17 protein-coding genes and 1 tRNA gene are annotated in these 20,798 nt (G+C 45.4%); 14 read left to right on the forward strand and 4 right to left on the reverse strand.

The features are described from left to right. Positions 1–64: 64 nt before the first annotated feature. The 3 genes from AXF12_RS09450 to rfbB all read left to right on the forward strand — a co-directional run bounded on the left by AXF12_RS09450 (position 65) and on the right by rfbB (position 6,214). Positions 65–2,785 (forward strand): calcium-translocating P-type ATPase, PMCA-type, encoded by a 2,721-nt coding sequence (locus AXF12_RS09450; RefSeq protein ID WP_066430579.1) that lies wholly within the window; start codon positions 65–67, stop codon positions 2,783–2,785. A 180-nt stretch (positions 2,786–2,965) separates the two neighbouring features. Continuing rightward, complete coding sequence (locus tag AXF12_RS09455; protein ID WP_066430580.1) at positions 2,966–5,218, forward strand: GH92 family glycosyl hydrolase; 2,253 nt, start codon at positions 2,966–2,968, stop codon at positions 5,216–5,218. A 3-nt stretch (positions 5,219–5,221) separates the two neighbouring features. Further along, positions 5,222–6,214 (forward strand): dTDP-glucose 4,6-dehydratase, encoded by a 993-nt coding sequence (gene rfbB / locus AXF12_RS09460; RefSeq protein ID WP_066430582.1) that lies wholly within the window; start codon positions 5,222–5,224, stop codon positions 6,212–6,214. Between the two features lie 142 nt (positions 6,215–6,356). Here rfbB and AXF12_RS09465 read toward each other — a convergent pair whose 3' ends face one another. The 4 genes from AXF12_RS09465 to AXF12_RS09480 all read right to left on the reverse strand — a co-directional run bounded on the left by AXF12_RS09465 (position 6,357) and on the right by AXF12_RS09480 (position 9,428). Beyond that, positions 6,357–7,064: a cell division protein FtsQ/DivIB gene (locus AXF12_RS09465; RefSeq protein ID WP_066431956.1), complete on the reverse strand. Its 708-nt coding sequence runs from the start codon at positions 7,062–7,064 to the stop codon at positions 6,357–6,359. Between the two features lie 149 nt (positions 7,065–7,213). Further along, positions 7,214–7,822 (reverse strand): CDP-alcohol phosphatidyltransferase family protein, encoded by a 609-nt coding sequence (locus AXF12_RS09470; RefSeq protein WP_066430587.1) that lies wholly within the window; start codon positions 7,820–7,822, stop codon positions 7,214–7,216. Continuing rightward, a complete protein-coding gene (locus AXF12_RS09475; protein WP_066430589.1) occupies positions 7,819–8,793 on the reverse strand; it encodes a polyprenyl synthetase family protein in 975 nt (324 codons plus the stop codon). Before AXF12_RS09475 ends, AXF12_RS09470 begins: the two co-directional genes overlap by 4 nt. Then, complete coding sequence (locus tag AXF12_RS09480; protein ID WP_066430591.1) at positions 8,790–9,428, reverse strand: NAD(P)H-binding protein; 639 nt, start codon at positions 9,426–9,428, stop codon at positions 8,790–8,792. The genes AXF12_RS09475 and AXF12_RS09480 overlap by 4 nt, the downstream gene beginning before the upstream one ends. A 366-nt stretch (positions 9,429–9,794) precedes the next feature. Here AXF12_RS09480 and AXF12_RS09485 point away from each other — a divergent pair. The 11 genes from AXF12_RS09485 to AXF12_RS09535 all read left to right on the forward strand — a co-directional run bounded on the left by AXF12_RS09485 (position 9,795) and on the right by AXF12_RS09535 (position 20,677). Next, a tRNA-Pro gene (locus tag AXF12_RS09485) sits at positions 9,795–9,867 on the forward strand. A gap of 15 nt (positions 9,868–9,882) precedes the next feature. Continuing rightward, positions 9,883–10,932, forward strand: coding sequence for a tRNA preQ1(34) S-adenosylmethionine ribosyltransferase-isomerase QueA (gene queA, locus AXF12_RS09490; protein ID WP_066430593.1), 1,050 nt, complete (start codon positions 9,883–9,885; stop codon positions 10,930–10,932). A gap of 117 nt (positions 10,933–11,049) precedes the next feature. Continuing rightward, positions 11,050–11,541 carry a phosphoribosyltransferase family protein gene (locus AXF12_RS09495; RefSeq protein WP_066430595.1) on the forward strand — a complete coding sequence of 164 codons (492 nt, stop codon included), beginning with the start codon at positions 11,050–11,052 and terminating at the stop codon, positions 11,539–11,541. A gap of 75 nt (positions 11,542–11,616) precedes the next feature. Next, complete coding sequence (locus AXF12_RS09500; RefSeq protein WP_066430596.1) at positions 11,617–13,485, forward strand: SLC13 family permease; 1,869 nt, start codon at positions 11,617–11,619, stop codon at positions 13,483–13,485. 103 nt (positions 13,486–13,588) lie between these two features. Beyond that, a complete protein-coding gene (locus AXF12_RS09505; protein ID WP_074860812.1) occupies positions 13,589–13,891 on the forward strand; it encodes a DUF6722 family protein in 303 nt (100 codons plus the stop codon). Then, positions 13,888–15,045, forward strand: a complete 1,158-nt coding sequence (locus tag AXF12_RS09510) for a cysteine desulfurase family protein (RefSeq protein ID WP_066430598.1) — start codon at positions 13,888–13,890, stop codon at positions 15,043–15,045. Before AXF12_RS09505 ends, AXF12_RS09510 begins: the two co-directional genes overlap by 4 nt. A gap of 160 nt (positions 15,046–15,205) precedes the next feature. Next, the gene (locus AXF12_RS09515; protein WP_066431958.1) at positions 15,206–17,020 is read left to right on the forward strand and encodes a DUF349 domain-containing protein; all 1,815 of its coding nucleotides are present in this window, start codon (positions 15,206–15,208) and stop codon (positions 17,018–17,020) included. 92 nt (positions 17,021–17,112) lie between these two features. Next, positions 17,113–17,703, forward strand: coding sequence for a non-canonical purine NTP diphosphatase (locus AXF12_RS09520; RefSeq protein WP_066430599.1), 591 nt, complete (start codon positions 17,113–17,115; stop codon positions 17,701–17,703). 51 nt (positions 17,704–17,754) lie between these two features. Beyond that, a complete protein-coding gene (locus AXF12_RS09525) occupies positions 17,755–18,450 on the forward strand; it encodes an ABC transporter ATP-binding protein (RefSeq protein ID WP_066430601.1) in 696 nt (231 codons plus the stop codon). A 32-nt stretch (positions 18,451–18,482) separates the two neighbouring features. Then, complete coding sequence (locus AXF12_RS09530) at positions 18,483–19,337, forward strand: glycosyltransferase family 2 protein (protein WP_066430603.1); 855 nt, start codon at positions 18,483–18,485, stop codon at positions 19,335–19,337. A 602-nt stretch (positions 19,338–19,939) separates the two neighbouring features. Continuing rightward, a complete protein-coding gene (locus AXF12_RS09535; RefSeq protein WP_066430605.1) occupies positions 19,940–20,677 on the forward strand; it encodes a DUF6261 family protein in 738 nt (245 codons plus the stop codon). Positions 20,678–20,798 lie beyond the last annotated feature (121 nt).

The following is a 20,798-nucleotide window of genomic DNA, read 5'->3' on the forward strand; positions in this document are numbered from 1 at the left end:
CACAACAGCCTCCAAGTCAAAAAAAAGATGTATCTTTGCACTCTAAACAAAGTACATCCTATCTATGGCAGAAAAACATCATTATAAAGGACTTACGGACACCCAAGTACTCGAAAACCACCAAAAATACGGCAATAACCAGCTCACTAAGAAAGAAGGTGAACCCCTCTGGAAGCAATTCTTAGAAAAGTTTACCGACCCGATCATCATTATCCTCTTGGTAGCTCTACTCTTCTCCTTCGGAGCCTCCAGCTACGAGTACTTCGTAAACCACCACGGTTTCCACACCTTCCTCGAGCCCTGCGGAATCTTGTTCGCCATCCTGCTCGCCACAGGTGTAGCCTTTTACTTCGAACAAAGAGCCAATAAGCAGTTCGAGCTCCTCAACCAAGTCAATGATGAGGTTTATTACAAGGTCATCCGCAACGAGCGCGTCACCCAAGTGCTCAAGAACGATATCGTCGTGGGCGATACCATCATCCTCGAAACAGGCGAAGAAGTCCCCGCCGATGGCGATCTCTTAGAGGCTATTTCCCTACAAGTCAACGAGTCCACCCTCACTGGCGAGCCTGTCGTAGAAAAGACCATCGAGAGCAATAAGTTCGATCAGGAAGCCACCTACCCCTCCAACCACATTTGCCGTGGCACTTCCATCGTCGATGGCCACTGCATCTATGAAGTCACCAAGGTAGGCGACGCCACCGAGTACGGCAAGGTCTTCGAAGGCGTACAGATCGACAACACCGTCAAGACCCCCCTCAATGAGCAACTCGATAAGCTGGCAAGCATCATCACTAAGGTGAGCTACGCCATTGCTGTCTTGGTAGTTATCGGTCGCCTGCTCCTCTATTTCAAAGGATTACACACCTCATTCGACTGGATTGCCTTTGGTGGTTACCTTCTCAATACCATAATGATTGCCATCACGGTCATTGTGGTAGCCGTCCCCGAAGGATTACCGATGAGCGTAACGCTATCGTTGGCATACAGTATGCGCAGTATGATGAAAACCAACAACTTGGTACGTAGAATGCACGCCTGCGAAACGATGGGCGCTACCACTGTAATCTGCACCGACAAGACGGGCACACTCACCCAAAACCAAATGACCGTCTACGAGCCTTTCTTCCCTGACTTCAAAGGATTTGATGATAACTTTGGGCAGCTCTTAGCCGAGGCAATGGCAGTAAACTCAACCGCCTACCTCGACTTCTCCTCGAATGCCACTGAGGTAAAAGTACTCGGCAACCCCACAGAAGGCGCACTACTGCTGTGGCTTGGCAAGCAAGACGTGAACTACCTACCACTGCGCGAGAAAGCTGAGATCATCAGCCAGCTGACCTTCTCCACCGAACGTAAATATATGGCTACTTTTGTAAAGCACCCCAAAACAGGCAAAGGCGTGCTCTACGTAAAGGGAGCTCCTGAAATCGTAATGAATTTCTGCCAAACTGCTGGGAAACTCAATGCAGCCTTAACCCGAGAAGCTTTTGAAGAAAAACTCTTGCAGTATCAGAATCAAGCGATGCGCACCATAGGCTTTGCCTATAAAGAACTCGAGGCTGACACTCCCGTGTTCGAGAATGGTAAACTTGCAGTAAATGGCTTGCACTTTATGGGTATCACTGCCATCTCCGACCCTGTCCGCGCTGATGTACCCGAGGCAATACGCGAGTGCTTACACGCAGGCATTCAGATCAAAATAGTTACAGGCGACACTTCGGCTACTGCTAAAGAAATCGCCCGACAAATCAGCCTCTGGGACGATACCTGCACCGACGAGCGCAATATGATCACAGGCACTGAGTTTGCCGCTATGCCCGATGAAGAACTCAAAGAGCGCTTAGCTGATATCAGGGTCGTATCGCGTGCACGTCCACTGGATAAAGCCCGCTTGGTAAACCTCTTGCAACAACGCGGCGAGGTAGTAGCTGTCACTGGCGATGGCACTAACGACGCCCCCGCTCTCAAAGCCGCTCAAGTAGGGCTCTCAATGGGCGATGGCACCGCAGTAGCCAAAGAGGCAAGCGATATTACCATCCTCGATAATTCATTCAGCAGCATTGGCAAAGCTGTGATGTGGGGACGCTCACTGCACCTTAATATTCAGCGCTTTATACTCTTCCAGATGACTATCAATGTCGCAGCGTGTATCATCGTGCTTATCGGCGCCTTCTTAGGAGTGCAGTCGCCACTAACCGTCACCCAGATGCTATGGGTCAATCTCATTATGGATACGTTTGCCGCCTTAGCCTTAGCCTCTTTACCTCCGAGCAAAAGTGTGATGAACGACAAGCCACGTGCTAAAGGGGCTAATATCATCTCGCGTACAATGGTAAAAGGAATTTTTGGTGTAGGAGGCTTCTTCGTTCTACTGCTCTTCGGTCTGTTACAGTACTTCAAGAACGAAGATATCACCTCACTTGCTGGCTTCTCCATCACAGATTATTTTAGCCACTTCTTCCATTTTGGAGCAGCTCAAGGAGAGTTATCAGCCTACGAACTGTCACTCTTCTTTTCTATCTTTGTAATGCTGCAATTTTGGAATATGTTTAACGCCAAAGCCTACCGTACAGGGAAGAGCACTTTCTACAACCTCAGTGAATGCCAAGGGTTTATTCTTATCGCAATGGCTATTATCATCGGGCAGATATTCATCACTACCTTTGGTGGTGAGATGTTTGACGTAACGCCTTTGCAACTTGATGATTGGCTAATAATTATTGGAGGGACAAGCTTCGTCCTATGGGTTGGTGAAATCGCAAGACTTTTCAGAAGGGGTTAATTTTATATTTTTTATATGATTACAAAAACGGTAGTCTTTTCTCAGACTACCGTTTTTTTGTTTTATAGCAGCTTTTCTGAAGATATTCCTTAGAAAAAAGTTGTAAAAATAATAGTAAAACTTGTGAGTTTATGATTTTCTCCCTACCTTTGTCGCCTAAATAAATTATATCACCAAACTATGAGATTAAGAAATATAGCCCTTGCTGTGGCAGGGATAGCATTGCTCGCAGCGTGTGAACAGAAGAAAACAAAAGAAGAGGTGAAAGATGAGCCTCAAAAGCCGCTTATCAGCTATGTAGATCCGTTTATTGGTACAGGGGGACACGGGCATACCTTCCCTGGGGCGACAACTCCTATGGGGATGATACAAGTAAGCCCTGTAAACGGACTTAGCCATTGGGATTGGTGCTCGGGTTACCACTACTCGGATAGCTTGGTAGTGGGCTTTGGGCATCTGAGCCTCAGTGGTACAGGTATCGGCGACCTAAACGACATCTTGCTAATGCCTGCCACAAAGGCTTACGACCTTTCCACACTCAAATATGGCAGAAAGGAGCAATACCCCGTTAATGCACAAGAGTTTCGCGATATGGTGCCTTACAAATCGCTTTACAGCCATAAAAATGAAAAGGCAAGCCCTGGGTATTACGAGGTGTATTTGGAAACGCCAAAGGTAAACGTAGAGCTCACTGCGGCACAGCGTTATGGGGTACATCGCTATACTTTTGAGAAGGGTGCTGAGCAGTCTGTAATATTGAACTTAGGTTATGCAATCAATTGGGATAGCCCTACAAAGACTTCTATTAAAGAGTATAAGGGTACACAATCAACCACAAGTATCATTACAGGAGAACGCTTTAGTACTGGCTGGGCAAAGAACCAGAAAGTGTACTATGCAATACAATTCTCTAAGCCTATTGATAAGGCGGTAATCCAAAAGAATAAAGGGGAAGAAACCTCAGCACAGTTTTTCTTTAAAGAGGAAGATAGTGATACACTCTTGGTAAAAGTAGCGGTCTCTTCAGTAAGTGAGCAAAGTGCTATAGAGAATTTAGAAATAAGTACACCGATAGACTTTGATAAGACCCGCTTATCAGCCGAAGCACAGTGGGAAGATGCCCTCTCGCGTATAGTAGTGGGAACCCCTGTGGATTCACTCAAAACAATCTTCTATACTGCATTATATCACACGCAGATAGCCCCCGTAACTTTTAGCGACAAAGATGGACAATTCCGCTTAGAGAATGATAAGATAGCCAAAGGCAATTACACCGCCTACTCTACCCTATCGCTGTGGGACACTTTCAGGGCTGAGCACCCACTGCTCAACCTCATACGTCCGCAAGAAGTATCAGGGATTATCAACTCAATGCTGGCTTATTATGAAGTGCATAAGGTATTGCCCGTATGGACGCTCTATGGCAATGAGACCGACACGATGACGGGGTATCACTCTGTGGCAGTGATCGCTGAGGCGTATTTGAAAGGTATTCGTGGCTTTGATGCCGAGAAGGCTTACGAGGCGATGAAAGCAACTATGATACAAGACAAGCGCGGACTGAAAGCCTATAAGCAATATGGCTATATACCCTACAACGCCGTAGATGAATCAGTAACCATCACTTTGGAATACGCTTATGATGATTGGTGTGTAGCTCAGATGGCAAAAGCATTGGGCAAAGCTGAGGATGCAGACTTCTTCCTCAAACGCTCTAAGGCTTACACTTACCTCTTTGATAAAGAAACAGGCTTTATGCGTGGTAAATCTGCTGAGGGTAAGTGGCGTACACCTTTTGATCCTAAACGCTCTGACCACCGTCAAGGCACCGACTACACCGAAGGCAATGCTTGGCAACACAGCTGGTTTGTGCCTCACGATGTAGAAGGGCTCATAGCACTCTTCGGCAGCAAAGAAGCCTTTACAGCACACTTAGAGAAACTGTTCACTGAAAGTTCAGAGATCACAGGCGACAACACCTCTCCTGACATCTCAGGGCTTATCGGACAATACGCACACGGCAACGAGCCAAGCCACCATATCGCCTATATGTTCAACATTGCAGGGCAGCCTAAACGCACTCAATATTGGGTAGACCGCATCCTACAAACGCAGTACAACACCACCCCTAACGGACTCAGTGGCAATGAGGACTGCGGACAGATGTCGGCGTGGTACGTATGGAGTGCAATGGGCTTATACCCTATGAACCCCGCCTCTACCGAGTACGAGTTTGGTCGTCCACTCTTCGATAAGGTAACTATCAAACTGCCTAATGGTAAAACTTTTACCATTACAGCTAAAAACGTCTCTAAGGAGAATAAGTATATCAAATCCGTAAGTCTCGATGGGAACCCTTACAAAGAATGGCACATCAGCCACGAGACTATCCTTAAAGGCGGTGAACTCACTTTTGAAATGACTAATAAATAACAAATGAAAAGACACCTATTGATCACAGGGGGAGCAGGCTTCATCGGCTCGCACGTGGTACGACTCTTCGTTACCAAATACCCTGACTACGAAATCATCAACTTAGACAAACTCACCTACGCAGGCAACTTAGACAATGTAAAAGACGTTGCCGATAAGCCTAACTACCGCTTTGTGCAGGCAGACATCTGCGACTTTGAGGCTATGAAGGCACTCATCGCCGAGCACCATATTGATGGCATCATCCATCTGGCAGCCGAGAGCCACGTCGATCGCAGTATCGAAGACCCTTTCATCTTTGCCAAAACCAATGTGATGGGCACACTCAGCCTGCTGCAAGCAGCGCGTGAGGTATGGGGCAACGACACTGCTGGCAAGCGTTTCTACCACGTCTCTACCGATGAGGTGTATGGCGCACTTCATCACGGCGACCCTCTCTTCACTGAGGAGACTAAGTACGACCCCCACTCGCCTTACTCAGCCTCTAAAGCCTCGTCCGACCACTTTGTGAGGGCGTATCACACCACCTATAAGCTCCCTGTGGTGCTCTCCAACTGCTCCAACAACTATGGCAGTCATCAGTACCCAGAGAAGCTCATTCCTGTGTGTATCCACAATATATGTGAGAACAAACCGCTGCCTATCTACGGCAAGGGGGAGAACATCCGCGATTGGCTCTTTGTTGAGGACCACGCCCACGCTATCGACACTATCTTCCATTGTGGTAAGGACGGCGAGACGTACAACATCGGTGGCATCAACGAGTGGAAGAATATCGACTTGGTAAAGGTCATCATCAAGGAAGTAGACAAGCAACTCGGTCGCCCCGAAGGCACATCACTCGGGCTCATCACCTTTGTTACCGACCGCGCAGGCCACGACTTCCGCTATGCGATTGATGCCTCTAAACTCACCCACGAACTCGGCTGGCAACCCTCACTGCAATTTGAAGAAGGTATTGCCAAAACCGTAGCTTGGTATCTTGCACAACGATAAAGAGCAGTAAAAAACAACATTGGTATATAAATTTAAATACATTCTAAAATTGACAAAAAAAGGAGTTGCCTGTGTATCGGGCAACTCCTTTTTTTATATTCCAAAAACAGCATACTACTCTCTAAAAGCGATAAGTTGAAAGCTATCGCGTGCAGACCACTTGGTTCGTATATTTCAGATTTACAACACTGTATTCACCCAACTTCCCCGTCTTCTCTAATTGTTTATAGAAGGCTTTGAGATTAGCCTTCTTCAAAGCCGCTTCCTCAAAGGTACCAAAGAGTACCCTAAAATGCGGCACACGCATCAAGAACTCGTACTCCCCATTGGGCTTTACTGCCACTTCGGTGATGTTCTCAGCCATCCAAGGGTCGTTTTTGATAAAAGTCATCAGTTCGTATGAAGGTTGCCAATGGCTGGGGCGTATATCGCCTCTGAGGATAGGCACACGCGCCGAGAACGACGCCGACAGCGGCATCTCCTTGCCCTGTTCGTCCATATAGAAAGCCCGCCCCTCGCGATAGACCCGCGCAATAGGCTGACGCTGCTTGATCTTAGCATTCAGCACCCCGTCGATTGTGCAATACACCTGCGACTTCTCAATCATCACGTTGTTGTCCAAAAGGTTTTCCATTTCTCCCAGACGCAATAGCCCTACGGGAGTTATTGCTTGTGGATCCTTAAACAAATTGCGTTTTACAGCCTCTTCTGTCACATATAAATCCTCACTCTGATGATCCACAACTACCTCTTTTAAAGGGCGCATCTTGTGCCGTGTTGATGCAAAAAGTTGTACCGCTAAAGGTAATAGTACTATTGTAAGTAATTTTAAGAATCTTTTGATATACATAGATCTAATAAGTATATTAAAGGGAAATACAGTCATTCAATTCCACGGGGCAAAAGTACAATTTTTTAATGAATAATGAACAATGTATAATGTATAATTTTTTTGTAAAGAGAATAGGGAGCAACTCATTACTTTCTACTCACTACTCATTAACTATTAAGCCAGTTACTTTTCTTAAATGGAATACCTTTGCGAATGAGGTAAGCGTGGTAAGCACTGGGGATATCGTTCTGCCAATGGGGCAAAAGCAGCAAAATGAGGATTACATCCGCTTGGGAGAAGAACCCCCAATAGATAGCCAGTGCAAAGGTAACCCCAGCATAGCCCCAGCCGATGAGTGCTATAAAGGCGATGAACAGACATACCCCCCAGAGCTTCGATAGGAAGGCGTGAGTACAGGTTTCCTTGCCAAACTTGATAAAGCTAATGGCATAACACAAGCCTTCGGAGACAAAAAGTAGCCCCACCTCATAGCCGTGAGCCCTAATAACCTCAGGATTGAGCACATAAGCACTTACGCCCACCGACAGCCAAAAGATGAGATCAGTTTGGCTATCCAAACGACGAAGCCTTGTCGTGCTTACCCCCAATCGGCGTGCGATGATGCCATCAAAGACGTCCGAGAGCAACCCTATAACGATCAGCACGATGAGTAGCCCTCGCACGCTATCGCGATAGCCGTAAGCCAAAAGGAGTATCGTAGGTGCGAGCAAAAAGCGCAAGAGCACTAATAAGTAGGGTATGCTGGTTTTTGTCATATCTTGCGATCCATTAGGTCGATGGCAAAAGTACGCAACTGGGTGCGTTTTTCTTCATCAATAGCAAGAGAGTCAAGAGATGCGAGTGCCTCATCGGTGTAATGGGCTATCGCCTTGCGGACTACTGTGTCGGCACCCGTCTGCTGGAAAAGTTGCTTGACGGCAGCCACTTTCTCGGGGCTTTGATCGGTAGTTGCGTAATGCTGCAATAGGGCTGTACGTTGCGCTGCATCAGATAGTTCTAAGGCTTTGAGGTAGAGCATCGTCTTTTTGTTCTCCAAGATATCGCCGCCGATCTGCTTGCCGAATGTGTCATCACCAAAAGCGTCGAGGTAATCATCCTGCAACTGAAAGGCAAGCCCAAGCTGTAGCCCGAAGTTGTAAATGTGCTGCTGATTGTCGGGGGAGGTAGCTGCTACGATAGCGCCCATTTGGAGTGCTGCCCCGATAAGTACCGCTGTTTTATAACGAATCATCAGCAGATATTCCTCAGTGGTGACGGTAGAGCGGACTTCAAAATCCATATCGTATTGCTGCCCCTCGCACACTTCGAGAGCCGTCCTACTAAGAAGCTGTGTTAAACGTCCAAAAACCGCAGGTGGATAGTGCTCCAATAGCTGGTAGGTGAGGATGAGCATCGCATCGCCTGAGAGGATGGCAGTGTTTACATTCCACTTGTGATGCACCGTGGGGCAGCCACGTCGCAGCGGTGCTTTATCCATAATATCATCGTGGACGAGGGAAAAGTTGTGGAACATCTCAACGGCAGTGGCAGCGGGGAGTGCCTCGTGATAATCGGCGCCAAAGAGATCGGCAGCCATCATTGTGAGCACTGGGCGCAGACGTTTACCTCCGAGGTTGAGGATATAGGCAATTGGCTCATAGAGGTTTGTGGGCTGCTTTGCTGTGAGAGATTGCTTGAGGTAGTGCAAGAACTCTTCTCTATATTGTTCTGTTGAAAGGTTTTTCATATCTTGTGTATTTCGTTACCTGTGAATGTGTTGACCCCTTGTTGGGCGGCTTTAGCAGTAGTGAGCATCGCCTCGGCTAAGCGCTCGGTAGAGAGCGGTTGGTATCGGCGAAAAAGACCGATAGTGTTAAAGAAATTGAGTACTGAAATGGATAGCTTCTCCCCCACCCTATCAGAGTCTTTCCGCTTGAGCACTGAGGGCTGAAAGATATTCATACTGCTGAAAGCTAAGTTTTTAACGGCATCCTCCAGTTCACCTTTTATTTGGAGATAGAAGTTGCTCGAATGGCTATTCGCCCCAACTGAGGAGACGAGCATAAAGGTTTTCACCCCGTTAGCAGCAGCTGCTTTGGCAAAATCGAGGTTATATTGCACGTCGATCTGGCGCTGACGTTCTTTGCTGCCCGCTTGCTTGAGAGTGGTGCCTAAGCAGGAAAAGGCTACATCAGCGACTACTAATGGGCTCCACTGCTGGGGCTCGCTGAAATTGACGATGTGTTCTTGCAACTTGGGGTGTTGCAAGGAGAGCGGTTTTCGCACCAATGCGCGCACCTCGGTGAAGGTGTCGTCATTTAGTAATAATTGTAGTAAATCCTTACCTACGGCTCCTGTGGCACCTATGATTACTGCTGTCATAATTTGCAATTTTTGGGCAAAGGTACGATTTTTTAATGAATAACGGATAATACTCAATATACAATTTTTCGTTTTTCTACATTTTTTAAAATTGTTAGTGTATTTGTCTGGAATTAGCTGCATACGCAGTTTTTAGGAGATCCTAAAAATGTAGGAGATGTGTTCGAGATGTGTTCGAGATGTGTTCGAGCAGTGTTCGAGATGAGTCCGAAAGAAAAATTTTCTGTTGGGGGTTTTACTCAAAGGGGCTGCGATTGCGATGGGATACGGGAGGGGGTTTGAAGGAGGTTGGGAACATTTTTTTTGTGATTTATTTTTTTGTTTTGTAAAAAGGTTGTACTTTTGCAGCCTGAATTAAAAACTAATCGGGATGTGGCGCAGTTGGTAGCGTACACGTATGGGGTGCGTGTGGTCGCTGGTTCGAGTCCAGTCATCCCGACTTTCTTTTTAGATTATGAAACTTTCGAATTTTAATTTTGATCTTCCTAAGGAATTATTAGCGGAGTATCCGAGTGAGAACCGCGACGAGGCTCGCCTGATGGTGCTCCATCGCAAGACGGGCGAGATTGAACACAAGTTGTTCAAAGATGTGATTAACTACTTTGACGATGGTGATGTGTTCGTGATTAATAATACTAAGGTGTTCCCTGCGCGTTTGTTTGGCAATAAGGAGAAGACGAAGGCGCGTATTGAGGTGTTTCTGCTGCGCGAGCTAAGTGCTGAGCAACGCCTATGGGATGTGCTTGTAGACCCTGCGCGCAAGATCCGCATCGGGAATAAGCTCTATTTTGGCAAGGATGCGCGCTTGGTGGCTGAGGTGATTGACAATACTACTTCGCGTGGGCGTACGCTTCGTTTTTTGTACGATGGCACCTATGAGGAGTTTCGCCAGTATCTCAAAGAGCTTGGGCAAACGCCGCTGCCAAAGTATATTTCGCGCCCTGTGGAGCCTGAGGATGAGGAGCGTTATCAAACGATTTACGCTAAATACGAGGGTGCTGTAGCTGCACCAACGGCAGGGTTACACTTCTCTAAACATCTGATGAAGCGCTTGGAGATCAAGGGGATATCCTTTGCAGAGATTACTTTGCACGTGGGGCTGGGGACGTTCAGCCCGGTAGAGGTGGAGGATCTCTCTAAGCACAAGATGGATAGTGAGGAGATTATCATTCCAGAGGATCAGACACTTATCATCAATAAGGCTAAGGAAAGTGGCAAGCGTGTATGCGCTGTGGGCACTACGGTGATGCGTGCGCTGGAAAGCTCGGTGGCACCTAACGGCAATGTGAATCCGTACAATGGCTGGACGAATAAGTTTATCTTCCCGCCTTACGATTTTAGTGTTGCCAATGCGATGATTACGAACTTCCACACGCCGAAATCGACCTTGCTGATGATGGTTTCGGCTTTTGGCGGGCACGAATTGGTGATGCGTGCTTATCACGAGGCTGTTGCTGAGAAGTACAAATTCTACTCGTACGGCGACGCAATGCTCATTCTATAAGATATTAATATACAGCTTACAAAATGGTTTAACCACATACATATTACCAAAAGTATATGTATGTGGTTTTGTTTTTTGAGTTATTTTTTATACTTTTGGCGAAATTTCAGCATAGTTATGACACAGATATTAAACCATACGGATATTACCAATAAGATTAGGCGTATTGCCTACCAGATTTACGAGACGCATATTGATGAGCAAACTCTTATCCTTGCAGGGATTGATGGCAATGGGTATATTTTTGCCACTTTGCTTGCCGAGCAGCTCAGGGGGATATCGCCCTTAGAAGTCCAGTTGTGCAAGGTCTCCATAAACAAGCGAGAGCCTTTGGCAGGCAGCAGCGCTTCATTGCCCACAGAGGCGTATCGCGACAAGGCAGTGGTGCTAGTGGACGACGTGCTCGAGTCAGGCCGCACGCTGATGTATGGGGCTAAGCATTTCCTTGAAGTGCCGCTCAGGAGCCTTACCACAGCCGTGCTGGTGAACCGCAACCACAAGCAGTACCCTATCAAGGCGGACTTTAAGGGCATCTCGCTCTCTACCTCCCTGCAAGAGCATATCACTGTGGAGTTTGACGAGGGAGACTATAAAGCATTTTTGAGTTAATGGATAATGGATAGTGCAAAATGGATAATTACTTCTACTTTTCTACTTTCCTAATTTTCTAACTTCTAAATAAATATGACGTTACATACTTACCTTACCCTCGGAATACTACTCGTCTCTGCCCTATTTTTTATGAGCGGAAAAGTGCGTTCGGACTTAGTGGCAATGTGTTCGCTCGTGCTCTTAGTTCTTTTAGGCATACTCACGCCTGAGGAAGCACTATCGGGATTTTCCAACAACGTCATCGTGATGATGATAGGGCTGTTCATAGTCGGCGGGGCGATCTTCCAAACGGGATTGGCGAAGATGATCAGTAGCCGTATCCTGAGGCTTGCAGGCAATAGCGAAACGCGGCTTTTTGTGCTGCTAATGCTCGTTACTTCCTTCATAGGCGCCTTTGTGAGCAACACGGGCACAGTGGCACTGATGATGCCCATAGTGGTTAGCATCGCAATGGGGGCTAATATGAGCAGTAGCCGTCTTCTGATGCCGATGGCTTTTGCCAGCAGTATCGGTGGGATGATGACGCTCATCGGTACGCCGCCCAACTTGGTGATCGATGGAGAATTGATAAAGGCGGGCTACCAAAAACTCACCTTCTTCTCCTTTACGCCCGTAGGCTTGGTATGTTTGGTAGTGGGATTGTTAGTTCTTTTGCCCGCCAGCAAGTATTTTTTATCGAAGAAAGACAGTGGCAACTCCACTGACGGTAGCAAAGGCAAGAGTCTGCACGATTTAGTAGGGGAATATCAGCTTTCGAGCAATCTTTACCGCGTACTTATAGAAAAAAACTCGCCTTTTATATCCAAAACCCTACGAGAAATCAACATATCGCAGCAATATCACCTCAGTATCCTCGAGATTAGGCGTAAATCCACCTCTAATAACCCCTTCTTTAAGACAATTAACCAAGAGGTTGTCAATGCCGACACGGTGATTTATGAAGGCGACATCCTCTACCTCCGCGGGGCATTCGAGGACGTAGAGCGGATGGTAGCCGAGCAGCATTTAAGTCTGCTCAATACCCATCAGGCAGAGGAAAAAGAGGAAAATGGACTGAGTTTTCACGATATAGGCATTGCTGAGGTGCTAATTATGCCCGCCTCGAAACTCGTGAACACGCCCATCAAGGAAAGTAAGCTGCGTGAGCACTACGGATTGAACATCCTCGGCATTCAGCGCAAGGATAGCTATATTTTGCAGAACCTTAAGGACGAAAAAACCTTCGCCGGCGATATTCTTTTGGTGCAAGGGCGATGGGAATCGATCAGCAAGCTCGGTGATGAACGCAGTCAGCTCGTGGTGTTGGGGCAACCGCTGGCAGAAGCCTCGAAGGTTACCCTCACGCACAAGGCACCGATAGCCGCAGTGATAATGGTGGCAATGGTAGTGGCGATGATGTTTGATTTCATACCGATAGCCCCTGTAACAGCAGTGCTCATCGCCTCACTGCTAATGGTGCTCACCGGCGCATTGCGCAACGTGGAGGCAGCTTATAAGACCATCAATTGGGAAAGCGTGATACTCATCGCCGGAATGCTGCCGATGGCTGTAGCTTTGGACAAGACGGGCGTTTCAGGCTTGGTAGCCAATACTTTAGTAACGAATCTGGGCGATAAAAGTCCGTACATCTTGCTGGCAGGGGTGTACTTCACCACCTCACTGATGACGATGTTTATCAGCAACACGGCAACGGCAGTGCTTTTGGCGCCCATCGCTATGAAAGCCGCCCAAACCTTAGGATTACAGCCGCACGCCTTTCTTTTTGCTGTGTCAGTGGCAGCGAGTATGTGCTTCGCCTCACCTTTTTCAACCCCACCGAACGCACTGGTGATGTCGGCGGGGCGTTACACCTTTATGGACTACGTAAAAGTGGGCTTACCGTTGCAAATCATCTTAGGCTTGGTGATGATATTCGTGTTACCGATGCTTTTTCCGTTTTAGATAGAAATTTTATAGGAGGAAGCTGCTGAATACAATTATTGTAAAAAAGTTTTGGCTATTACAACTATTTGTTGTACTTTTGCCCAAAATTTAACAAAATAGAATGAGAGAGAAAATTTCAGAGTTTTTATTAGACGTATCGAAATACGTATTTACAGCAAGCATTGTAGCTCCTCTTTTCATAGGAGAAGAACAAAGAACAACCTTTTGCACAGTTGGGTTCTCGGTGTCTATCATCGGTTTGTTATTGGGGCTATCGTTAATTAAACGCAAAAAGGTAAATACCAATAATAACCAGAACCGCAAGAATAACAGAGGCGGGCGAAATCGCAACAACAGAAATAAAAAAGGACAAGCCAAAGAGCCTGAAAAAGAACTGGGGCTCAGTAGGTTCATCAAAGAATGAGTTTAAGGCAAGTATATTTTGACAATGCAGCCACGACCCCTGTACTACCAGAGGTGATAACTCGGATGTCGGAAGTGCTCAGTAAGCAGTTTGGCAATCCGTCGTCAACACACGCTTTCGGGCGCAGCGCCAAGTCAGTGATAGAACTTTGCCGTAAGAATATCGCTAAGAGGCTGAATGTACACCCTTCGGAAATCATTTTCACCTCTGGAGGAACAGAAGCTGATAATCTGATACTCAGGGGATGTGTGCGCGATTTGGGCGTACGAGTGATCATCACCTCCCCTATTGAGCATCACGCTGTGCTTCATACAGTGGAAGCATTGGCTAAGGAGTACACAATAGAGATACGCTATGTAAAGCTATCTGAGACAGGTGCGGTTGATCTTCAAGACTTGCGAAACTTGCTATTAGAATATCCTGAGGAGAAAGTATTAGTAAGCCTGATGCATGTAAATAATGAAGTGGGCAACATCCTATCTATCAAGCGTGTCGGGCGTATATGCAAGCAATACGGTGCTTATTTTCACTCTGATACTGTACAGACCATTGGGCACTATCCGTTGGATTTAGAAGAGATACAAGTGGACTTCATCACAGCCTCAGCCCATAAATTCCACGGACCGAAAGGGGTAGGATTTGCTTACATTAGAAGAGGAAATGCACTACACAGTTCGCTCTACGGAGGAGAACAAGAGAAAGGATTAAGAGCTGGCACTGAGTCAGTTCACGATATTGCAGGAATGGAAGTGGCTTTTAATCAAGCTTATGAGAAACTCAATGAACGCACAGCTTATTTGCAGGATCTGAAAGTGTATTTTATAGCCCAAATCAAGGTGCATTTCCCCGAGGCAATCTTTAACGGGCGTTGTACAGATATGCAGCGAAGTTCGTACTGTATTATCAATGTGGGATTTCCTTCTCTAAAAGATAAGAATGACACTTTATTATTTCTTCTGGATATGAAAGGAGTAGCCTGCTCAAAAGGAAGTGCGTGCCAGAGTGGTAGCGTACAAACTTCACACGTACTAAAAACCATTCTACCTGAGGAACAGCTAAAATACCCTTCTTTGCGCTTTTCCTTGTCAACTTTCAACACTCAGGAAGAGGTAGATTTCACCATAAAAATGCTTAAGGAAATAGAGCTTTCATAAAAAAGTTTCTGCCTTTTACAGTTGATTTCCAAGGTATTGTAATTTTTCTTTAAAAATTATCTTAAAAAAGTTTGGCAGTTATAAATAATTGCTGTAATTTAGTGCCTCCATTTAGTTGGAGAACCTTTGGATTACCGTAATATTTAAATCTCAGAAAGATATGCTAGACGAGAAAAATGACTTATCAGTAGAAGTGCAAGAAGAGGATAATACATTGTCATACGAGGCAATGAGTTTAGAGGATTTAACCAAAGCACTTAAAAAATTACTTGAAACAGATAGGATTCAAGCCATAAGAGGCGAGGTGAATGCTATCAGGAAGGAATTTGATGCCAAATATGAAATGCTCGTAGAAGAAAAACGAGAAGAATATCTGGCTGATGGTGGTGAAGACTATGATTTTAAGTACGAAAGCCCTATCCATAAGGAATTTTATGCCCTTTTAAAAGAATATCGCGAGAGATTTAGTGAGCTTCACAAAGAAATGGAGAAGCAACATAAAGAAAACCTCACACAACGCCGTGAAATAATTGAGGAACTGAAAAACCTCATCAATGTTGAAGAGAATATAGGCACTACCTTCAAACAATTTAAGGAGTTACAGGAGCGCTGGCGCAATGCAGGACCTGTTTCCAAAGCAGATTACGAAGATCTGTGGAACAACTACCATCATCACGTTGAGAGATTTTACGACTATATCCACCTGAGCAAAGATTTGCGTGATATTGACTTCAAACGCAACTTAGAGGAGAAAGAAAAGCTCATTGCAAGGGCTGAAGAGCTGCTCAGTGATGAGGTTGATGGACTGAAAGCTGCCCGAGAGTTGCAACAACTCCACCGTACGTGGAAGGAAGAGCTCGGACCTGTTGACAAAGAGCATCGTGAGAGTATCTGGGAGCGATTTACGCAACTCAGCAAGCAAATTAGAGATAAACAACAAGAGTATTTAAAGAACTTAGACAAAATTTTCGAGGAAAACTTAGCCAAGAAAAAGTCCATTATTGAAAAAATGAATGCTCTTGCTGCCAAAGAGCCTACCACTCACAACGGTTGGAAGCAACTTTCCAAAGAAATGCAAACCCTGCGCGAAAGTTACTTCAATGCAGGACGTGTTCCTGAGAAGGAAGCCGACACCGTGTGGACAAACTTTAAAGCTGCTTTCCGCATCTTCGATAAAAAGAAAAATCATTTTTATAAAGCAAGCAAGAAGGAGCAACAAGAGAACTTAGTTAAGAAGTTAGCCCTCGTGGAGATCGCAAAAGCAAACCAAGATAGCACCGACTGGGAAGTAACCACCGAATTGATGAAGAAAATCCAGAGGGAATGGAAGGAAATCGGGGCAGTACCTATTAAAAATAGTGAGAAAATCTGGAAAGAGTTCAAAAAAGCGTGCGATAATTACTTCAATCACTATGGAGAAGCGGTAAAAGCCAACAAAGATAGGGAGTTCTCATCACTAGATAGGAAAAAAGAACTCTTAGATGAGCTAAAAGCCTACCAGTTAGGCTCAGATAAGGATAAAAATATCGCCGACTTGCAAGAGTACGCCCGAAGATGGGACGAACTGGGGAGAACGCCACATTCAAAGAAGTCAATTGACATCAAATTCCATAAAATTATCGACGGGCTCTTCAAAAAACTTGATTTCGACAAGCAGGAGATCGAGATAATGAAATACAACAACAAACTCGAGCGCCTGATCAACGATGATAACGAGAATTCCCTCAACAACGAAGTAATATACGTAAAACGCCGCATTGAGGAAATCAAATCAGAAGTTTTGCAGCTGGAGAACAACTTATCGTTCTTTGGAAAGATCGACGAGAAGAATCCACTGATAAAAGAGGTTCTGAAAAACATCAACAACCAAAAAGAGAACCTATTGACGTGGGAAAACAAGCTGCGCGAACTCAAAAACTTACAAAAATCACAACAAGCTGAGGAAAACACAGCAGCAGAGGAAGAAAAAGTTTAATTTTTTATCATTTCATAGAGAAAGAGAGGTTATAAATACTTGTAACCTCTTTTTTTTAAGTCACTCCCAGCATATTTTTAATTCAATATGATATGAAACTCGTATTTGCAACCCATAATCAACATAAATTAAAGGAAATACAAGCCTTACTGCCTAAAAATATACAACTTTTAAGCCTTACCGACATCGGTTGTGAGGAGGACATCCCCGAGACGGCGCCAACCATCGAAGGGAACGCCATCCTGAAGGCAAAATACGTCGCTGAGAGATACGGATACGACGTTTTTGCTGACGACACAGGCTTAGAGGTCGATGCCCTCAACGGTGCGCCTGGGGTTTTCTCCGCTCGCTATGCGGGGCAGCAAAAAAGCGACACCGACAACCTCGCCCTGCTGCTGAGCAATATGAAAGGCGTGCAAAATCGCAAGGCACAGTTCCGAACGGTGATAGCCCTTAGCTTGGACGGCGCCCTCCACACCTTCGAAGGGATAGCCCGTGGCAGCATCACCGAGGCGCCCATCGGAGGGAACGGTTTTGGCTACGACCCTGCCTTCCTCCCCGAGGGATACACCCAAACTTTTGCCCAAATTTCAGCTGATGAGAAGAACAGAATCAGCCATCGGGGCAAGACTTTCGAGCAGCTACTCAGGTTCTTAAAAGAAAGAGCCCGCAATGCCTCCTAAGCGCTCTCACTCACCCTATTTTACACATAAAATATTAAAAATGACAGAAATATGAGTCTATTAGAAATCAAAGATATCAAGCGCGACTTCAAGTTGGGCAATGAAATACTCCACGTTTTGAAGGGTATCAACCTGAGCATCGAAAAAGGAGAGTACGTCGCCCTGATGGGACCCTCAGGATCGGGAAAATCAACCCTGATGAACATCCTCGGCTGCCTCGACACGCCAACTTCGGGGCAATATATCCTCAACGGCAAGGATGTGAGCAAAATGTCGGATTCAGAATTGGCAGACATCCGCAACCGCGAGATAGGTTTCGTCTTCCAAACCTTCAACCTGATGCCGCGCACCACAGCGCTGGACAACGTTGCCCTGCCGATGGTGTATGCGGGGGTAAACAAGGAAAAACGCCGCGAGCGCGCCCGCGAGGTGCTGCAGATGGTGGGCTTGGAGGACCGTATGCTGCACAAACCAAACGAACTCTCGGGCGGACAAAGGCAAAGGGTGGCTGTGGCACGTGCGTTGGTGAACCATCCGTCGATTATCCTCGCCGATGAGCCTACGGGCAACCTCGATTCGAAGACTTCGTACGAGATTATGAATCTTTTTGACTCCATCTACAACGCTGGCAACACCGTGATCCTCGTAACGCACGAGGAAGATATCGCCCACTACGCCAAGCGCATTATCCGCTTGAAGGACGGGATGATTGAAAGCGACGACAGCAAAAAAGAAAGTCAGATGTAGTGTTAGAAATCAGCAGCAAACAATTTTAACTTATGAATTTCTCCATCATCATACCAGCTTACAATGAGGAAGAAAGCATTGGCAAAACGCTCGAGTCGCTCCTCAATCAGACCCTAAAACCACATCAAATCATCGTGGTGGACGACGGATCGAGTGACAAAACTGCTGAAATTGTAGCTGAAATCGCCAAATCGCATCCAAATTTACAACTTATTGAGAAAAAAGAGAAGGGTGAGCATCTCCCTGGGGGAAAAGTGGTACGTACTTTCAACGTTGGACTTCCTTTTTTGAGTGAATCAACGGAGATTATCTGCAAATTTGATGCGGATTTGATATTCCCTGAGAACTATCTCGCCGTTTTGGATGCACATTACCGCACCGACCCTGCGCTGGGGATGTGTGGAGGCTTTTGCTACGTAGAACGCGATGGGCAGTGGGTGATTGAGAACCTCACCAACGCTGATCATCTGCGCGGGGCGGTAAAATCGTATCGGAAAAAGTGTTTTGAGGATATCGGGGGGCTGAAATTGGCAATGGGCTGGGATACTGCCGATGAGCTGCTGTCAAGATACCACGGATGGCGCGTAAAAACGGATGCCAGCCTCTGCGTAAAGCACCTCCGCCCGACTGGTGCAGGCTACGGACAGCGCGCTAAGTATCTGCAAGGGAGCGTTTTCTATCGTCTGCGCTACGGATGGGTACTGAGCTTGCTTGCCTCGGCGAAGTTGGCATTAAAAAAGAAGAGCATTCGTCAGTTTGGCAATTACCTCAAAGGATATTGGAAGGCAAAACGCGAAAAGCAACCTTATTTATTGACAGAAGAAGAAGGAAAATGGGTGCGCCAATACCGATGGAAGGGAATTTTTAGTAGGTTTTTAGGAAAATAGGTCAGGAAATCGGGAAAATGAACCCTATTTTATGAAAAACTCGACAGAAACAAACAAGATTGAAACTCATCTGAAGTGTTTTATGTAAGATTTAAGTCAGAATAAAATATTCTGATCGTATTCTGATGAAATTCTCACCAGAATAAAATATTCTGAGCGTATTTTGATGAAATTCTCACCAGAATAAAATATTCTGAGCGTATTTTAATTACATTCTCACCAGAATAAAATATTCTGGGCTGCGGCGCACTTGAGGCTCGGAATAAAATATTCTGACTTGCGACACGCCAGAGGTGAGAATAAAATATTCTGACCTTCTACCGAGACTAAAAAATCCGACTTTTTGCATTTTTTCCTTCTTGAGCGTTTTTATCTTCAAACATCACATATCGGGATAAAACTATCTTTCAGTACGTTATATCCTCGCAAAAAGAAAGTCAAAAAATATTTTTCATTTTTTTACGTAAAAATTTGTTTTTACTATAAAAATCCGTATCTTTGCATCGGATTAAAATGAAATCGAAACTACACCTATTATATAGTATATGGGAGATTTCAAAACTAATAAACAGATTTAAGAACCTAAAAAACATCTTTTTACTATGAAAAAGAACAAATTGGTATCATTGGATTACAGAAGGCTTTACAATTCTGAGTTTAGTCAGTTTTTCACTCGATTGGTAGATGATTTTGACAAGTCGGGGCTCAATCTGGAGGAAGATGAAAGCCTAAAAGCAATGCTTGCAACTTTAAAATCGAAAATTCCTGTTTACGACAAGGCTTTGGAGCAGATAAAGACCAAAGAAGAGTCGAAAGCACTCTCAAAATTGGATTTATTGCGCGATGATGCGGTGCAAGCGCTGCATTATAGCATCTTACCGTACAAAAAAACGAAGAAAGACGACTTGCAGAAGGCTTATCACGCCATAAGTATCGTTCTTGAAGAGTACAAAGGGCTTAAAGGCGAGGCTTATGAGCAGGAAACTAAGGATATTGACATTCTGGTTTCGAAATTAAAGGGTAGCGATTTGGCACCTCACTTGGCGAGCTTAAAAATTGACCACTTTGTTGATGAGCTTGAGCAGGCAAACAAGGAGTTTAAGGAACTTTTCAGCCAGCGTTCGGTACAGGGCTTCCAAAAAGAGAGCTATAATATTAAGGAGCTGCGTGCGGAATTGGGCGATTTGTACAAAAAATTCGCTACCTACACCCTTGCGATGGCAGAAGTAAAAGGCAATGAGTTCTTTACAAAGGCATTGGGGGTAGTGAACAACAGCCGCAAGTACTTCTCGGATACGATGGCGCGACGTCAGCCTTCTTCTAATAAGAAAAATTCTTAGGAGAAGGTTGTTTGTTTAAGAAAAAAAGTGTAATTTTGTCGGCGCTTTGGAGAATAAAATAAAAAGGTGAAGTAGAAATAAAAATAACCAAAAAATTAATATAAATTTACAAATTGTAATT

The sequence above is a fragment of the Capnocytophaga haemolytica genome (assembly GCF_001553545.1).
In the GTDB taxonomy this organism is placed as follows: Bacteria; Bacteroidota; Bacteroidia; order Flavobacteriales; family Flavobacteriaceae; genus Capnocytophaga; species Capnocytophaga haemolytica.

Bases quoted from the DNA above. Each gene is read 5' to 3' on its own strand.
- AXF12_RS09450 (WP_066430579.1), top strand. From the start codon at position 65: ATGGCAGAAAAACATCATTATAAAGGACTTACGGACACCCAAGTACTC.
- AXF12_RS09455 (WP_066430580.1), top strand. From the start codon at position 2,966: ATGAGATTAAGAAATATAGCCCTTGCTGTGGCAGGGATAGCATTGCTC.
- rfbB (WP_066430582.1), top strand. From the start codon at position 5,222: ATGAAAAGACACCTATTGATCACAGGGGGAGCAGGCTTCATCGGCTCG.
- AXF12_RS09465 (WP_066431956.1), bottom strand. From the start codon at position 7,064: ATGTATATCAAAAGATTCTTAAAATTACTTACAATAGTACTATTACCT.
- AXF12_RS09470 (WP_066430587.1), bottom strand. From the start codon at position 7,822: ATGACAAAAACCAGCATACCCTACTTATTAGTGCTCTTGCGCTTTTTG.
- AXF12_RS09475 (WP_066430589.1), bottom strand. From the start codon at position 8,793: ATGAAAAACCTTTCAACAGAACAATATAGAGAAGAGTTCTTGCACTAC.
- AXF12_RS09480 (WP_066430591.1), bottom strand. From the start codon at position 9,428: ATGACAGCAGTAATCATAGGTGCCACAGGAGCCGTAGGTAAGGATTTA.
- queA (WP_066430593.1), top strand. From the start codon at position 9,883: ATGAAACTTTCGAATTTTAATTTTGATCTTCCTAAGGAATTATTAGCG.
- AXF12_RS09495 (WP_066430595.1), top strand. From the start codon at position 11,050: ATGACACAGATATTAAACCATACGGATATTACCAATAAGATTAGGCGT.
- AXF12_RS09500 (WP_066430596.1), top strand. From the start codon at position 11,617: ATGACGTTACATACTTACCTTACCCTCGGAATACTACTCGTCTCTGCC.
- AXF12_RS09505 (WP_074860812.1), top strand. From the start codon at position 13,589: ATGAGAGAGAAAATTTCAGAGTTTTTATTAGACGTATCGAAATACGTA.
- AXF12_RS09510 (WP_066430598.1), top strand. From the start codon at position 13,888: ATGAGTTTAAGGCAAGTATATTTTGACAATGCAGCCACGACCCCTGTA.
- AXF12_RS09515 (WP_066431958.1), top strand. From the start codon at position 15,206: ATGCTAGACGAGAAAAATGACTTATCAGTAGAAGTGCAAGAAGAGGAT.
- AXF12_RS09520 (WP_066430599.1), top strand. From the start codon at position 17,113: ATGAAACTCGTATTTGCAACCCATAATCAACATAAATTAAAGGAAATA.
- AXF12_RS09525 (WP_066430601.1), top strand. From the start codon at position 17,755: ATGAGTCTATTAGAAATCAAAGATATCAAGCGCGACTTCAAGTTGGGC.
- AXF12_RS09530 (WP_066430603.1), top strand. From the start codon at position 18,483: ATGAATTTCTCCATCATCATACCAGCTTACAATGAGGAAGAAAGCATT.
- AXF12_RS09535 (WP_066430605.1), top strand. From the start codon at position 19,940: ATGAAAAAGAACAAATTGGTATCATTGGATTACAGAAGGCTTTACAAT.